We start from the raw sequence: 15,075 nt of genomic DNA on the forward strand, positions 1-15,075 counted from the left end.
CGTTCAACGATCAGCGCGGCAGCGCTTGCCGCGTCGGCGGCGGAGCCGCCAACCCTACCGGGAGCTTGCGTCCCAGCCTGCGCCAGCCGATCACCACGCCGGTCACGCTCAGCAGGGTTCCACCCATACTGAGCACGATCATGACCAGGTCCCACAAGGGCCGCCGCTCCAGCAGCGGGCGCCAATCCCAGCTGTGCAGCATGGCGAACAGCCAGCGGCTGGTGCGCTTGCCGCGGTCGACGCGGTTGACGACTGCGCCGGTGCGCGGATCGAGGTGGACCCAGGTGGCGTGGGCGTCGCCGAACACCACGCGCAGGATGGGCAGGGGCTTGTCGCCGCCGCCCGTCATCGTGTGGTCGGCGCGCGCGTAGTAGTACAGGTCGTACCCGCTCAGTTCCTCGACGCGCAGCACGGGCGCCGGCAGCAGGCGCGCGGCCTCACGCAGGAGGGCGGGCCTGTCGATCGCGACCGCCGTACCTGTTTCGCTGTCCAGCACCAGGGGGCGGCCGCCGGCCGCCCGGGCCAGCACCGCGCTCCGGCCAAGGACCTTCGTCCAGGTCAGTTCCCGTATGCCTGCGCCTGCTTCCAGCAGCGCGCCGGGCGCCGCATCGCTTGGCGACAGGACTAGGGGCTCGGTGCGCAGCGGCGGCGCGCCGGTGTCGAACACGCGCCAGGGATGCATCGACATCAGTCCACTGAAGATCCAGGTGATCGTCACCAGTGCGAACAGCAGGCCGCCGATGTGATGCCAGCGCATCATCGCGTCCTGGTAGGGCGTGCGCGCCCCGCTGCGGTAGGGACGGCGGAAACGCCAGCGCAGGATACCGACGATCGTCCCGCTCAGGGCCGCGACGATGCCGGCGATCGACAGCCAGTTCACGATGCCGGACCAGTAGCGGTCGAAGCCATTGCCGCGGAAGGGATACAGCCAGTGGATCCAGGCGCCCGCGTAGTTCCACAGCCGCTCGGCGCGCGGCGCATCGCGCACCACTTCGCCGGTGCTGCCGGAGACGTAGAGCAGGGTGGCCTCCGGGTCCGCGAGCTGGATGCGGTGCAGCGGCCGGTGCGCGTCCAGGCCGCGGGAATGGGTGAAGGCATCCTCGTCCACCGTGCCCAGGTAGCGCAAGGCCGTATGCGGGCCCGCATACGCGGCGGCGCTGGCCAGGGCGCGCGCCTCGTCCACCGGGCCCAGGCGCGCGCCGGTACGCGCGTCGATGGCGATTGTGCCTGGGCCTGTACCGGGGCCAGCCACCAGATAGACAGGCTTGCCGCCGCTGCCCGCGCTGAGGCGCAGCGCTTTCAGCGGCCCGTGCAGGCCGGCGCGCGCCAGCGCCTCCTGCGGTGCGAGCAGCGGCCCGGAAGCGTCCAGGCGCGGCAGGTGGCGCAGGCGTTCGGACTCGGTCAGCTTGGGATAGCCGACGTACATCATCACCACGCCCGACACGAACCACATCGCGAACAGCAGGCACATGACGATGCCCAGCCAGCGGTGAGCCAGGAACAGCAGCCGCTTTGTCCGGCTATTCATGGCGCGCTCCTCAGAAGTCCAGGTGCAGCGCCAGGTCCGCCGTTCGCGGGGCGCCGAGATAGGCCATGCCGGTGCTCACGTTCGCGGCGTAGACCCGGTCCTGCAGGTTGCGCACGCGCGCGGCCAGCGACAGCTGGCGGGTCAGCTGGTAGCGCAGGCCGAGGTCGGCCAGGGTATAGCCCGGCCAGTCCAGCGTGTTGGCGGCGTCCGCATAGACCTTGCCCACGCGCCGCACGCCCACGTCGATCCTGAATCGCGGGCTGGCCGCGTAGGACACCCACAGGTTGGCCACGGTCTTCGGCGTATTGGCGGGCGCGCGGCCGGCGAGCGAGACGCCGCCCTGGCGGAAGTTCTCGTACTGCGCATCGACCCAGGTCCAGCTGCCCTGGACCGACCAGTCCCGGCTCGGCTGCACGCCGGCCGCCAACTCCAGGCCGCGCGAGGACTGTTCGCCGACCAGCACGGTAAGCAGGCTGTTGTCCGGGTCCTGGTTGGCGATGTTGCGGCGGGTGATGTCGTAGGCCGCCACCGTGGCGCTGCCCTTGCCGCCCAAGAAATCGAACTTGGCGCCGAGCTCCGCCTGGCGGCCGTCGGTCAGTTCGCTGTTGTTGCGCACGTCCGCGAACGAGGCGGTGGTCAGCACGCCCGAGGGCGGGTCGGCGGCCGTGGCGTACTGGGCGTAGGCCATCGCGCCCGGGGTCAGGTCCCACACCAGACCGATCCGGCCGGTGCTCGGACGGTAGCGGCGCTCGAAGCTGGCCGGGCTGGCGGCGGTAACGTCGCGCCGGTTGGTCAGCGCGAGGTCGATGCGTTCGTGGCGCAGCGCCGTCACCAGGTTCAGCGTGGGCAGCAGGGCGGTGCGGTTCTCGGCGTACAGCGCGGCGGTCCTCACCTTGTTGTCGCGGTCGGGACGCAAGCCTGGTTTCATGCCGGGAAGGTCGAAGAAGCGCTCGGTCACGAAGTCGTAGGGATCGACCGTGCCCACCGTGGCCGCCAGGCTGTTGGGGAAACGGGTCTGCTTGTTGACGCTCAGGTCCAGGCCGACTACCCAGTCGCTGCGCCGGCCCAGCAGGCGGCCCTTGTAGACGGCGTCGATGCGGTCGCCCACCAGGCGCTGGTCGTGGCGCTGGAGCAGGATGGCGGAGCGGACCACTCCCGTATTGCCCGGATTGAAGCGGTAGGTCTCGACATTGCGGTAGTCGCGCAGCGCGTCGTAGACGTAGACGGTATTCGTCAGGCGCAGCGCGTCATGCGGACGCCACTCGGCGATCGAGCGCAGCCAGTGCACCCGCTGGTCGTAGACGCCATCCCGGCTGTTGTAGTTCCTGAAGCGGGTCCGCCCGTCGATCCGCAGCGTGCCGGCCACGGGATTCAGCAGGGGCGTGCCCCAATAGGGGCGGTCCACGTCTTCCTGCTGGAACTCGTAGGCCAGGGTGTGCTTGAAGGCGGGACTGAAGCTCGACAGCACCGAGGCCGCCAGCTGGCTGGCGCGCGAGCCGGTGCCGTCGGTCCAGCCGCCGGCCTTGCGCTGGTTGATGTCGATGCGGCCGTAGTGCGTGCCGCCGTCGTCCAGGCGGCGGTTCAGGCCGGCCGAGGCTTCCGCCAGGTCCTGGGTGCCCAGGCGCAGCCGCGCTTCGGAGAACTCGCTGCGCTGCGCCAGCTTGGTCAGCACATTGATCGAGCCGCCCACCGCGCCGGATCCGAACAGGAAGCTGGACGGCCCGCCGATGGCTTCGACGCGGTCGACGATCCAGCTGTCCACCGGCCGCGCGGCGATCGAATACTGGACGTTGATGCCGTTGAACAGCTGGCTGACCGAGCCGCTGCCGAAGCCGCGGTAGCTGACGCCGATATTGCCCGGCGCATCGTGGGCGGTGACGCCGGGGATGGCGCGCAGGATCTCCTGGGTGTCCTGGGCGCCGCGCGCGTCGATCAATGCGCGGTCGACCAGGGTGACGCTGGCCGGCGTCTCGCGGGGGCTCAGGCCCAGGCGGCTGCCGGTGACGGTGGGGGTGTCGAGGCGCAGCCAGCCGTTGGCGCGCGGCGCCTGGGCGGTGATCTCGACGGTGGGCAGCTCCTGGGCCCGGGCGGAGGAGAAGGCGAGTACGCCCAAGGCGAGGGCGGTCCGCACGTGGGGCGGAGAAAACATCTTGCTCATGATCGTTCCTGTGCGCCGGCGATGCGCCGCCGGCGTGTGTGGGATGGCGCGTCCACGCGCGGGCAAGCCTGCCGGCGCGGCGAACACGAAAGCAGAGAGTCAGGAACGAAGGCGGGGCGGTCCGCGCGACTGCAGCGGCGACCAGGCGAACTGCGGGGCGGGCGCGTGATAGAACAGCGGGGGATGGGTGTCGCGCCCGGCATCAACCGCGGGCAGGGAACCCGGCTGGGGCGGCGGCGCGAAGGGCGGGTGATGCTGCGGGCAGCACAGGTCGCAATGCGTCATGTCCTGCACGGCCTTGCCCGCGTCTTCCAGGCCGCCGTCCACGACCATGAGCATGCTCTTGCTGCCCATGGCGCTGCAGACTTCGAGCACGATGGTGCGCGGCTGGTCGGCGCCGATGGCGTGGGCCGCGACGGGCATGAACAGCCCGAACAGGAACGCGGCGAGGGCGGCCCATCCGTAAGGCAAGCGGTATCTGCGCAGGCTATGCATGCCGAAATTATAAGCCTCGATGCGGACCCGCGCGCACGGGTGGACAATCTGTCCACCTTGGGGGAGAGGTTCGACATCGTCCGTTTGCTCTGCTAACATCGCGCTCATTCCACCAGGAGGTAATCGTCCGATGCGCCATTGATGCCGCCGTCTGCTGACGGCCAGTTCTTCGCCTTCCCGCACAGCAGGGAAGACCGCCGGCATTCCTGGAGCATCCATGACGCATTCTTTCCTCGCGCTCGACAGCGCATCCTTCATCTTGCCCGACGGCAGGATCCTGTTCTCCGGTCTCACCGAACAATTCGACATCCGCCGCACCGGCCTGGTCGGGCGCAATGGCGCCGGCAAGAGTGTCCTGGCGCGCATGCTTGCGGGTGAGCTGGAACCGAGCGCCGGACGCTGCCTGCGTCCGGCCTCGGTCTATTACCTGTCCCAGCATGCCGGCCAGGCAGACTCCTGTACGGTGGCGGAACTGGCCGGCGCCGGGCCGGTCCTGGCGGCGCTGGAGCGCATCGAGTCCGGCAGCGCCGACCCTGCCGATTTCGAGGCCGTGGGCGAGGCGTGGGACCTCCGCCAGCGCCTGGCGCAGGAGCTGGAGCGCGCGGGCCTGCCAGGGCTTGCACCAGGCGCGCCGGCGGCGGCGCTCAGCGGCGGCCAGGCGATGCGCGTGGCCCTGGCCGGGGCCGCGCTGCGCGATCCCGATTTCCTGATCCTGGACGAACCGAGCAACCACCTGGACCGAGCGGGCCGCGAGGCGCTCGCGCAGCAATTGCTGGCCTGGCGCAGGGGCTTGCTGGTGATTAGCCACGATCGCGAACTGCTGGGCGTCATGGAACGCATCGTCGAGCTGTCCGAGCAGGGCTTGCGCAGCTACGGCGGCAATGTCGCCTTCTACGAAGCCGCGCGGCGCCGGGAAGAGGAGAGCGCCGCGCGCGAGCTGGAACAGGCGCGCCTGGCCCTGCGGCGCGACGAACAGGGACGGCGCGACCAGCGCGAGCGCCAGGCGCGGCGCGAAGCAAGCGGCAAGCGCGAAGGCAAGACCGCCAACCAGGCCGCCATCCTGCTGGGCGGACGCAAGGAGCGCAGCGAAGGCAGCGCCGGCCGCCTGCGCCTGCAGCACGAGGCCGCGCGCGAAGAGGGGATGCGGGCGGTGCGCGACGCCGCCCGGCGCCTGCGCGCGGATGCGGCGGTGCGCATCCACGCCGTGGCTGACGCGGCGCCGGCCCAGCGCCGCGTCGCCTCGCTCGAGGAGGTCGTGCTGCCTTTCGCGCGGGCGCCGCTGGACCGTATCAGCCTGGAACTCACCGGGCGCCAGCGCCTCGGCATCGAAGGCCCCAATGGCTGCGGCAAGTCGACCCTGCTGAAGGTGCTGGGCGGCGCCCTGGCCCCGCGCGCGGGCCAGGCCAGGCTGCCGGCGCGCGTGGCCTGGCTCGACCAGCGGCTGGACAGCCTGGCGCCGCAGCGTTCGACCCTGGAGCAGCTGCTGGAGCGTAACCGCAGCGTGGGACAGGACATGCTGCGCACCTGGCTGGTCCAGCTCGGACTGGACGCCCAGGCGGTCCAGCTGCCTGCCGGCCTGCTCAGCGGCGGCGAACGGCTGAAGGCGGCGCTGGCCTGCGAGCTGTACGCGGACGAGCCGCCCGAGCTGCTCCTGCTCGACGAACCCGGCAACCACCTCGACCTGGCCTCGCTGGCGGCGCTGGAGAGCATGCTCAACGCCTACCAGGGCGCGCTGGCCGTGGTTTCCCACGACAGCGTGTTCCTGGAACGGGTCAACCTGACGCACCGGCTGCGGGCCACGCCCGAGGGCTGGCGATTGCTATAATCCCGGGTTACGAACTCCTTAGAACGACGAAGAACGACGATGTTGCGCACCCTTGTCATTTCCCCCAACTGGATCGGCGACGCCGTGATGGCGCAGCCGCTGCTGCGCCGCCTCAAGGAACGCCACCCCGAGCGCCCGATCGACGTGCTGGCGCCCACCTGGGTGGCCCCGGTGTGGCAGGCCATGGGCGAGGTCGACACCGTGCTCGAGGCGCCGTTCAAGCACGGCAAGCTCCAGCTGGCCGAGCGCCGCGCGTTCGCGAAGATGCTGAAGGCGCGCGGCTATGCCGATTCCTACGTGCTGCCGAACACCCTGAAGTTCGCCCTGATCCCCTGGCTGGCCGGCATCCCGAAGCGGGTCGGCTACAAGGGCGAGATGCGCTACGGCCTGGTCAACGTCATGCACCACGACGACAAGGACGCGCCACGTCCCATGGCCCAGTTCTACGCCGCGCTGGCGGACGAACCCGTGCGCCACCTGCCGCGTCCCGACAGGCTGCCCGAGCCCGTGATGCGGGGCGACGAGGCCCAGGCCCTGGCCGCCTCGGCGCGCCTGGCATTGCCGGCCGGTCCCTATGTGGTGTTCGCGCCGGGCGCCGAATTCGGCCCGGCCAAGCGCTGGCCCTCATCCTATTTCGCCGAGCTGGCGCTGACCATCCGCGCCCAGCGTCCGGACGTGGGCATCCTGTTGATGGGCTCCCCGAAGGACCGCGCGGTGTGCGACGAGATCACGGCCGTGGCGCCGGAAGCGCACAACCTGGCCGGCTCGACCTCGCTGAGCGAGGCGATCGCCCTGATCGCGCGCGCGGCCGCCGTGGTGACCAACGACTCGGGCCTGATGCACATCGGCGCCGCGCTCGGGCGCCCGGTGGTGGCGATCTACGGCCCGACCGACCCGCGCCACACGCCGCCGCTGTCCGCGCTGGCCAAGGTGCTGTGGCTGCACATCGAATGCTCGCCCTGCCAGCAGCGCGAGTGCCCGCTGGGGCACCAGAACTGCATGAAGCAGATCCTGCCTGCCGCCGTGTGGCAGCCCCTGCAACCCATGCTCGCCGCCAGTGCTGCCGGCGTGACGCATTCTTAGAGAGGACCCACCATGATTCTTGTTACAGGCGCAGCGGGCTTCATCGGCGCAAACCTGGTGCACGCGCTGTCGAAGCGCCAGCCGTTTTCCGTCTTCGGCGTCGACAACATGTCGCGCCCGGAGAAGTTCCACAACATCGTCGACGCCGAGATCGCGGACTACCTCGACAAGGAAGACTTCATCACCCGCTTGCGCGCCGGCCAGTTCGACCGCAAGTTCACCGCCGTGCTGCACCAGGGCGCCTGCTCCAACACCATGGAGATGGACGGCCGCTACATGATGTCGAACAACTACGAGTACACCATCGAGCTGTTCGAGTTCTGCCAGCGCCAGAACATCCCCTTCATCTACGCCTCGTCGGCGGCGGTGTACGGCGGCGGCACCGTGTTCAGGGAAGAGCGCGCGCACGAGCGCCCGCTGAACGTCTACGGCTATTCGAAATTCCTGTTCGACCAGTATGTGCGCCGCCACTGGCTGGGCCGCAGCCGCGGCAAGGACACCGGCCCGCAAGTGGTCGGCCTGCGCTACTTCAACGTCTACGGCCCGCTGGAAGGCCACAAGGGCACGATGGCCTCCGTGCCTTTCCACCAGTTCCACCAGTTCCAGAAAGAGGGCAAGGTCAAGCTGTTCGGCGCCAACGAAGGCTACGAGGCCGGCACCCAGATGCGCGACTTCATCTACGTGGAAGACGTGGTCAAGGTCAACCTGTTCTTCCTCGACCACGCCGAGAAGCGCGGTATCTTCAACCTGGGCACGGGCCGCGCGCAGCCCTTCAACGACCTGGCGGTGGCCACGGCCAACGCGCTCGCGAACGAGGGTGGGGCGCCGATGGCGCTGGGCGAGATCGTGGACAAGGGACTGCTGGAGTACCTGCCTTTCCCGGACAAGCTGAAAGGGAAGTACCAGAGCTTTACCCAGGCGGATATCTCGGCGCTGCGGGAGGCGGGGTATGCGGAGCCGTTCACCGATGTGGCGAACGGGGTGGCGAAATATATGGAATGGTTGAAGGCGCAGCCGGTGCGCTGATGATCGTGAGGCCGCCTTTGGGCGGCCTTTTTACTTTGGTGGTGTGCCTGCAAGCTTGGGTTCCGGCGAAGGCCGGAACAATGCCGCTGGCATTGTTCCGCCCAAGTTGCACGCCTGGCCACGAGCCTCTGCGCTCGCCAAGAGCGTTGCACACGAGAACTTTGCATCCCATCCGCACGCCAATACAGTCACGCGCCGCGCCCCCGCCCCCTGATGTAGACTCTGCTCATATTCGTTGTTCATTTTTCAACTACGGAACCGCCGCGTGAATGCCAACCTGACCGGACACCTGTCGCCAGACCAGGAAGACCTCTCGCCCGCCACCCGGGCGATACTGGCCATGCGCACGCAGATCCTCACGGCCTGGATGGCGAACGTGCGTGGCACGGTGCGGCAGGCGCGCAAGCTGCCGGTGCCGATCCTGGAAAACACCATTCCCGCCTATTTCGACACCCTGGCCACCTTGCTCACGCCCGGCTACGCGGCGCGCGCGCACAACGACCTGGGCGCCGTGGCCAGCGAACACGGGGGCGAGCGCGCCCGCATGACCGAATACGACGCCACCGACGTCATCCATGAGCTGCAGATCTTCCGCGACACCTTGTTCGCGGAGCTCGATCGCAACGGCGTGGCGCTGTCGGCGGAGGAGCGCAGCGTGGTCATCGCCAGCATCGACGCCACCATCCGCGAAAGCGCGAATTCCTTCGCCGTGGTGCAGGCCGCGCTGCGCGAGCAGTATGTGGCCGCGGTCGCGCACGACCTGCGCACCCCGCTGTCGACCGCGCAGATGGCGGCCCAGATGATCGAACATCTGTCCGGCGACGAGGCGGTCAAGCGCTACGCCGGCAAGATCGTCGCCAGCACCCAGCGCATCGATGTCATGACGCGCGAAATGCTGGACCGGATCTCGTTTTCCAAGGCCGGTCCCTTTCCTTTGCACATCGCCCAGGTCGACATGGCCGACGTGGCGCGCGAGGTGGCGCAGTACGCGCAAAGCTTCCATTCGGTGGAACTGCACCTCGAAGTCGACCCGGTCGTGGGCTGGTGGTGCCGCGAATCGATGCAGCGCGCCATCGAGAACCTGGTCAACAATGCGATCAAGTATGGCGCGCGCGAGGAACCGATCCGCCTCAGCGTGAGCACGACCATCGAGCGCGTGCAGGTGCTGGTGCATAACAAGGGCGCGCCGATCGCGCCCGAGGACAGCGAGAGCATCTTCCAGCTGTTCCGGCGCGCGGGCAACCACGATGCCGGCGAAGGCTGGGGCGTGGGCCTGTCCTATGTGCGGCGCGTGGCGGAGGCCCACGGCGGCAGCGTCCTGATGTCCAGCTCCGAGGAGGAGGGAACCAGCTTCGTCATCGACGTCCCCACCGATGCGCGTCCCTTTGCGGGCGCGCCGACCGCGGCCTGATCTGTTCCGCTCACGCGCTGCGCTTGCCCATCAGGCCCTGGCCGCCCACCGGCTCGGTCTCGAAGCGCTCGCCGAAACCGGCGATCAGCGGGCGTCCCTTGGCGATCGCCGCCTGCACCGAAGGCAGCGCAAGCGAGGCCTTGTGGCTTTCGCGGCTGTCCCAGGTCTCGGTGATCCACAGCGCGTCCGCATCCTGCAGGTCCTTGGCCACGACATAGCCCAGGCAGCCCGGCATGGCGGCTGTGCCTTCGAGGAGGATGGCGACGAGGGCGTCGCGCTGGCCCGGCTGGGCGCGCATTTTTCCGATCAGTCCGTACATGCGTGAGGATTCCTTGGTGGCGGGAGCGGCGGGCGCGCCGGGGGTGGCATGCGCCGCCAGCGGCAGGCTAGCCAGCGCGGCCACCGCGCTGCGTCGGGAAACGGCCATGGCGCGTCCTTGATGAAAAGTTAATGGTGGTAGCAGTATAGGACGCCGCGCGCATGCAGCCAAGACTTGGCGTAAACATATGCACGCTGGGGTAAGATGGCCTTTTGACGACTCTTTTGCGAACCCTGCGATGCGACTCCGTTCTTCCGTCCTGGCCCTCAGCGCCGCTGTCCTCACCCATTCCGCCCACGCCCAGCAAGCGGCCCCGAAGGTGTCGGAAGCCGCCTTGCGCGCCCACCTGTCCTTCCTGGCCGACGACCTGTTCGAAGGCCGCGGCACCGGCCAGCGCGGCGGCGACCTGGCCGTGCGCTACCTGGAAACCCAAGCCGCGCTGATCGGCCTGCAGCCCATCCCCGGTGGCGGCTACCGCCAGCCGGTCAGGATCGAAGGCACCCGGCTGCTGCCGGGCAGCAGCGTCAGCTTCGAGACCGGCGGCAAGCGCCTCGTCCCGGAGCCCGGCAAGGGCATCGTGTTCGGGACCGCCAGCGGCAAGACCGCCCTGGCTTTCGACGCGCCCCTGGTCTTCGTCGGCTACGGCGTCGTCGCCGACGAGGAAAAGTGGAACGACTACAAGGGCCAGGACATGAAGGGCAAGATCCTGGTCATGATGGTCAACGACCCGCAGCCGACGAGCGAAGAGCCGAACCGCTTCGCCGGCAAGGCCTACACCTGGTACGGCCGCTGGCTGTACAAGTTCGAGGAAGCGGTGCGCCAGGGCGCGGCCGGTGCGCTCCTGATCCACACCCTGCCGTCGTCCTCCTATCCATGGAGCGTGCCGGCCAACGGCTTCTCGCACGAGCGCTTCCACCTGGCCGGCGCCGGCAACCCGGTCGAGGGCTGGCTGCACGAGGACACGGCGCGCGAACTGTTCGCGGCCAGCGGGCATGACCTGGACCAGCTGCGCGCCCAGGCCGAGCGGCGCGACTTTCGCCCGGTCGACCTGAAGATCGGCGCCCGCGTCGAACTCAAGTCCGCGGTGCGCCAGGTCGAGCAGTTCAACGTGGTGGGAATCGTGCCGGGCACCGACCCCAGGCTCAAGGACCAGGCCGTGGTGTATTCCTCGCACTGGGACCACCTGGGCACGGACGAGGGCGCGGCCGCCGAAGGCAAGAAGGACCGCATCTACAACGGCGCCATCGACAACGCCTCCGGCACGGCGGCGCTGCTGGCGATGGCCGCCGAGGCGGTCAAGAAGCCCACCCGCCGCAGCCAGGTCTTCCTGTGGCCGGCGGCCGAGGAGCAGGGCCTGCTGGGCAGCGCCGCCTACGTCAGGAACCCGGTGGTGCCGCTGGCGCAGACCGCCGCCGACCTGAACCTGGACAGCCTGAACTTTGTCGGCCGGACCAGGGACATCGGCGTCGCGGGCGCCGAGCGCAGCAGCCTGTACGAGACGGCGGGGGCCGTGGCCAGGCAAATGGGCCTGAAGCTGGCGCCCACCATCCCCGACCTGTCGGGCGCCTACTTCCGCGCCGACCACTTCAACTTCGCCAAGGCGGGCGTGCCGGCCTTCAACGTCGGGTCGGCCGTGTTCTCGGGCGACGGCCATTTCGAGTTCGAGCACGGCCAGGACGCGTCCAGCCAGAAGATGGTCGGCTTCAAGCAGCATTATCACCAGATCAGCGACGAGTACCGGCCGGACTGGGACTTGTCGGGCATGGTGCAGCAGGCCCAGTTCACCCTCAACCTGGGCTATGCCGTGGCCAACGCGCAATCCATGCCGACCTGGAAGAAGGGCGATGCTTTCAGCCGGGTGAAACGCTGATCAAGCGCTGATCAAGCGCTGACGGAGCCGCTGGCCGCGGCTTGTTCCAGGATGCGGCCCAGGCTCGCCATGTCCACCGGCTTGACCAGGTGGTGGTCGAAGCCGGCCGCCGCGCTGGCGCGCCGGTCCTGTTCCTGGCCGTAGCCGGTGACGGCGACCAGCAACGCGCCCCGCGTCCGTGGATCCGCGCGCAGGCGGCGCGCTAGTTCGTGGCCGTCGATGTCGGGCAGGCCGATGTCGAGCAGGCACACGTCCGGCGCGAAGCCGGGCGCGCGCTCCAGGGCCGCGGGCGACGCGTTCTCCACCAGCACCTCGTGGCCATGGGCGGCCACGTACATCGACAGGACCTCGGCCGCGTCCTGGTTGTCGTCCACCACCATCACCTTGAGGCGGCGCGCTTCAAGCGCGGCGGCGGGCGCGTCGTCCTGCCGCGTGGCGGTGCGCTCGGCGCAGCGCGGCAGGGTGATGGTGAAGCTGCTGCCCAGACCCGGGCCGGGGCTCGCCACCGCGACCTGCCCGCCGTGCAGCTGCACCAGGCTGCGCACCAGGGCCAGGCCGATGCCCAGCCCACCCAGGGCGCGATCGGGTGTGCGTTCGCCCTGCACGAACATGTCGAAGGCCCGTTCCAGTTCGGCGGGCGCCATGCCGATGCCGTTGTCGCTCACGCGCAGCCGGACCGAGTCCGGGGCGGCGTCCAGCTCGGCCTCGATATGCCCGCCGTCGGCGGTGAACTTGACCGCGTTGTGCAGCAGGTTGCCGGCGACCTGCACCAGGCGCTTGCGGTCGCCCATCACATACGCCGGCGCGGGCAGCAGCCGGACCTCCAGCCGGTGGCCCTTGCGGCGCACGGATTCCTGCACCTGCTCGGCGGCGTCGGCCAGCACCTCGTTGATGTCGAGCCGCTGCTTGGCCAGCGTCACCAGGCCGCGCGTGACCCGTGACACGTCGAGCAGGTCGTCCACCAGCCCGGCCATGTGGCGCGCCTGGCGCGCGATGATGGCGCTGATCTGCTTGATGCGGGCCGGGTCGAGCCGGTCCTGGCCCAGCAGCTGGGCGCCGGAAGCGATCGGCGCCAGCGGATTGCGTAGCTCGTGCGCGAGCATGGCCAGGAATTCGTTCTTGCGCTGGTCGGCCTGGCGCAGCGCTTCCTCGGCCTTGACGCGCTCCGTGACGTCTTGCAAGGTGCCGCGCAGGGCGCCCACGCTGCCGTCCGGGCCGGCGATGGTCTCGCAGCGCCAGTCGATCCAGATGCGCCGGCCGTCGGCATGGTTGACCTCGAGTTCAAGGCGTCCGCTGCCGCCGGTGCGTACGAGGTCCTGGCACAGGCGCTCGATGCGCAGCCAGGATTCCTCGGGCAGCAGGCTGCCGCGCTGCGCGGGGAAGGGCGGGACCGCGCGCCCGAAGATGGCCGGCACCGAATCCGAGGTCGTGAAGTCGCCGCTCGCCAGGTCCCAGTGCCAGGTGCCGAAGCGGGCCAGCACATGCGACTCGCGCAGCTCGCCTTCCTTGGCCGCCAGCGCCTGGCCGCGTTCCTCCAGCAGGCGCGACGCGGTGCCGATCGCTTCGGCCACCTCGGCCGTCTCGCGGACTCCCACGTCGCGGTTGAAAGGCGCCGGTTCGCCCTTGCCGAGGGCGATCGCGCCCGCCCGCAGTCCGTTGACCGACAGCGCCAGGCGTCCGCCGATGCGCCAGGCCAGCCACAGGCCGATGGCGAACAGCAGCGCCAGGCCGCTGAGCAGCAGCGCCAGCGGTTCCAGCAGCGACTGGATCAGGAAGCTGCCCGGCACGCCCACCGCCACGCCCCAGCCGGTCGGTTCCGAGCGCGCGTAAAAGGTGAGCACCTGCTCGCCTTCCCGGGTGGTGGCGGAAAACACGCCTTCGCGCGCGCGCCCGATGGCCGTGCGCAGGCTGTCCGTCACAGGCAGGCCGATGAAGCGCGCGGCGTTCACGTTGCGGCCGAAGATGACCCCCCCTGGTGTCGAACAGCGAGGCCACCGCCCCCTCGGGCACCGACTTCGGCGCGAGCACGTCCGCGAAGTAGTCGGCGCGCAAGCCGATGCTCAGCACGTACTCGATGCGGCCGCGCACCAGCACGGGCACGTCGATGCTGACGGTCGGCTCACGCCGCACGGCGCCCTTGAACACGTCGGCCACCGACGGCTTGCCGGTCGCGAAGACCTTGTCGATCTGGGGAGAATGGTCGAGCGGCAGCGGGACGCCGTAGTCGACCGCCGTGTTCATCAACTGCTGGCCGCGCCGGTCGCGCACGACCGCGTTCATGCCGGCGCCGCTCAAGGACAGCGCCTGGCGGGCCTGCAGGTGCGCGCGCGCGAAGTCTTCCTGGGCGAGGGCGTCGACGATGGAGAGGGTCTGGGCGATGGCCCGTCCCTGCAGCAGCTTGCCCTCGACGGTCTGGACCAGGGCGCGCACGGTCTGCATGGTGTTCTTCTCGAACTGGGCGCGCGCCTTCTGGTACTGGTGGAAGAACAGCAGCGAGGCGCCGACGATCCCGGGCAGCAGCGTGGCCAGGACCAGCCACAGCAGGTAGGCCCGCAGCGGCCTGCGGGGAAGCGGAGCGTGGGAGCCGGTCACATTCTTATCCAGGAGGCACTGAACGGGGAGATTCTACGTGCTATCGGACAATCGGCTGTTTCAGTAGATCCGCGGCCTTGTCTGGATGGCCACAGATGGGCTTAAGTCTTTGCGCCACGCCGGCTCGACCGTTGCAGGCACGCCATATGGCCCAGTAAAAAAGGGGAATATTTCACATGCCTTTCCATTCCGCCATCGATTCCGCGGCCGCTTCGCCGTAATGTATCTTGCCAGGTAACAAGACGTTACATTTCGCAGTTCACAGTTGGAGCAAACATGGAATCGGTTAAGTCGGCGGAAGAACAGGAAGTACTCTCGTTCCGCCTTGGAAAAGAGGAATACGCGATCAGCATCCTCAAGGTGCAGGAAATCCGCGGCTACGATGCGCCGACCCGGCTGGCCAGCGCACCGGCCCACCTGAAGGGGATCATCAACCTGCGCGGCGCGATCGTGCCCATCGTCGACATGCGCATCAAGTTCGGCCTGGGCGAGCCTTCCTACGACTCGTTCACGGTCGTGATCATCCTGAACATCGCCCAGCACGTGATCGGCATGGTGGTCGACAGCGTGTCCGACGTGGTCACCCTCAGCGACGACCAGATCCGCCCGGCGCCCGACATGGGCGCGAGCGCCGAGACCAACTGCGTGCGCGGCCTGGGCACGGTGGGCGAGCGCATGCTGATCCTGCTCGACATCGACAAGCTGATGCAATCCGACGAACTGGGCCTGGTGGCCGAACTGCGCAACGCCGCCTAAGACAACAAAGGA

Annotated in this window: 13 protein-coding genes; 8 read left to right on the forward strand and 5 right to left on the reverse strand. The window is 69.1% G+C overall.

All coding sequences use genetic code 11. The features are described from left to right. Positions 1-10: 10 nt before the first annotated feature. The 3 genes from V7778_RS10130 to V7778_RS10140 all read right to left on the reverse strand — a co-directional run bounded on the left by V7778_RS10130 (position 11) and on the right by V7778_RS10140 (position 4,157). Entirely contained in the window at positions 11-1,528 is a 1,518-nt protein-coding gene (locus tag V7778_RS10130; RefSeq protein ID WP_335554745.1) for a PepSY-associated TM helix domain-containing protein, read from the reverse strand. Between the two features lie 10 nt (positions 1,529-1,538). Further along, entirely contained in the window at positions 1,539-3,686 is a 2,148-nt protein-coding gene (locus V7778_RS10135) for a TonB-dependent receptor (protein WP_442920713.1), read from the reverse strand. Positions 3,687-3,785: 99 nt separating this feature from the next. Beyond that, positions 3,786-4,157, reverse strand: coding sequence for a DUF2946 domain-containing protein (locus tag V7778_RS10140; protein ID WP_335554748.1), 372 nt, complete (start codon positions 4,155-4,157; stop codon positions 3,786-3,788). 241 nt (positions 4,158-4,398) lie between these two features. Between V7778_RS10140 and V7778_RS10145 the strand changes: the two genes are divergently transcribed. From V7778_RS10145 to V7778_RS10160, 4 genes are all read left to right on the forward strand, one after another. Continuing rightward, complete coding sequence (locus V7778_RS10145) at positions 4,399-6,006, forward strand: ATP-binding cassette domain-containing protein (protein WP_335554752.1); 1,608 nt, start codon at positions 4,399-4,401, stop codon at positions 6,004-6,006. Between the two features lie 39 nt (positions 6,007-6,045). After that, positions 6,046-7,089, forward strand: coding sequence for a lipopolysaccharide heptosyltransferase II (gene waaF / locus V7778_RS10150; RefSeq protein WP_335554754.1), 1,044 nt, complete (start codon positions 6,046-6,048; stop codon positions 7,087-7,089). Between the two features lie 12 nt (positions 7,090-7,101). Continuing rightward, the gene (gene rfaD, locus V7778_RS10155) at positions 7,102-8,115 is read left to right on the forward strand and encodes an ADP-glyceromanno-heptose 6-epimerase (protein WP_335554757.1); all 1,014 of its coding nucleotides are present in this window, start codon (positions 7,102-7,104) and stop codon (positions 8,113-8,115) included. Positions 8,116-8,380: 265 nt separating this feature from the next. Continuing rightward, a complete protein-coding gene (locus V7778_RS10160) occupies positions 8,381-9,526 on the forward strand; it encodes a sensor histidine kinase (RefSeq protein ID WP_335554760.1) in 1,146 nt (381 codons plus the stop codon). Between the two features lie 10 nt (positions 9,527-9,536). Here V7778_RS10160 and V7778_RS10165 read toward each other — a convergent pair whose 3' ends face one another. Next, positions 9,537-9,953 (reverse strand): putative quinol monooxygenase, encoded by a 417-nt coding sequence (locus tag V7778_RS10165; protein ID WP_335554763.1) that lies wholly within the window; start codon positions 9,951-9,953, stop codon positions 9,537-9,539. Positions 9,954-10,083: 130 nt separating this feature from the next. Between V7778_RS10165 and V7778_RS10170 the strand changes: the two genes are divergently transcribed. Continuing rightward, positions 10,084-11,715 carry a M28 family peptidase gene (locus V7778_RS10170; RefSeq protein ID WP_335554766.1) on the forward strand — a complete coding sequence of 544 codons (1,632 nt, stop codon included), beginning with the start codon at positions 10,084-10,086 and terminating at the stop codon, positions 11,713-11,715. 11 nt (positions 11,716-11,726) lie between these two features. Here the strand turns inward: V7778_RS10170 and V7778_RS10175 are convergent, their stop codons facing one another. After that, complete coding sequence (locus V7778_RS10175; protein ID WP_335554769.1) at positions 11,727-13,664, reverse strand: hybrid sensor histidine kinase/response regulator; 1,938 nt, start codon at positions 13,662-13,664, stop codon at positions 11,727-11,729. A gap of 107 nt (positions 13,665-13,771) precedes the next feature. Here V7778_RS10175 and V7778_RS10180 point away from each other — a divergent pair, with 107 nt between their 5' ends. The 3 genes from V7778_RS10180 (at position 13,772) to V7778_RS10190 (ending at position 15,063) form a co-directional block, all read left to right on the forward strand. After that, positions 13,772-13,939, forward strand: a complete 168-nt coding sequence (locus V7778_RS10180; protein ID WP_335554771.1) for a hypothetical protein — start codon at positions 13,772-13,774, stop codon at positions 13,937-13,939. 135 nt (positions 13,940-14,074) lie between these two features. After that, positions 14,075-14,263, forward strand: coding sequence for a hypothetical protein (locus V7778_RS10185; protein ID WP_335554774.1), 189 nt, complete (start codon positions 14,075-14,077; stop codon positions 14,261-14,263). A gap of 320 nt (positions 14,264-14,583) precedes the next feature. Further along, entirely contained in the window at positions 14,584-15,063 is a 480-nt protein-coding gene (locus V7778_RS10190) for a chemotaxis protein CheW (RefSeq protein WP_335554777.1), read from the forward strand. The last annotated feature ends 12 nt before the right edge of the window (positions 15,064-15,075 follow it).

This window comes from Massilia sp. DD77 (assembly GCF_036961685.1).
In the GTDB taxonomy this organism is placed as follows: Bacteria; Pseudomonadota; Gammaproteobacteria; order Burkholderiales; family Burkholderiaceae_D; genus Telluria.

What these genes read in the sequence shown, in the direction of transcription:
- V7778_RS10130 (WP_335554745.1), bottom strand. Translation starts at nt 1,528, where the DNA reads ATGAATAGCCGGACAAAGCGGCTGCTGTTCCTGGCTCACCGCTGGCTG.
- V7778_RS10135 (WP_442920713.1), bottom strand. Translation starts at nt 3,686, where the DNA reads ATGAGCAAGATGTTTTCTCCGCCCCACGTGCGGACCGCCCTCGCCTTG.
- V7778_RS10145 (WP_335554752.1), top strand. Translation starts at nt 4,399, where the DNA reads ATGACGCATTCTTTCCTCGCGCTCGACAGCGCATCCTTCATCTTGCCC.
- waaF (WP_335554754.1), top strand. Translation starts at nt 6,046, where the DNA reads ATGTTGCGCACCCTTGTCATTTCCCCCAACTGGATCGGCGACGCCGTG.
- rfaD (WP_335554757.1), top strand. Translation starts at nt 7,102, where the DNA reads ATGATTCTTGTTACAGGCGCAGCGGGCTTCATCGGCGCAAACCTGGTG.
- V7778_RS10165 (WP_335554763.1), bottom strand. Translation starts at nt 9,953, where the DNA reads ATGGCCGTTTCCCGACGCAGCGCGGTGGCCGCGCTGGCTAGCCTGCCG.
- V7778_RS10170 (WP_335554766.1), top strand. Translation starts at nt 10,084, where the DNA reads ATGCGACTCCGTTCTTCCGTCCTGGCCCTCAGCGCCGCTGTCCTCACC.
- V7778_RS10180 (WP_335554771.1), top strand. Translation starts at nt 13,772, where the DNA reads ATGCTCAGCACGTACTCGATGCGGCCGCGCACCAGCACGGGCACGTCG.
- V7778_RS10185 (WP_335554774.1), top strand. Translation starts at nt 14,075, where the DNA reads ATGGAGAGGGTCTGGGCGATGGCCCGTCCCTGCAGCAGCTTGCCCTCG.
- V7778_RS10190 (WP_335554777.1), top strand. Translation starts at nt 14,584, where the DNA reads ATGGAATCGGTTAAGTCGGCGGAAGAACAGGAAGTACTCTCGTTCCGC.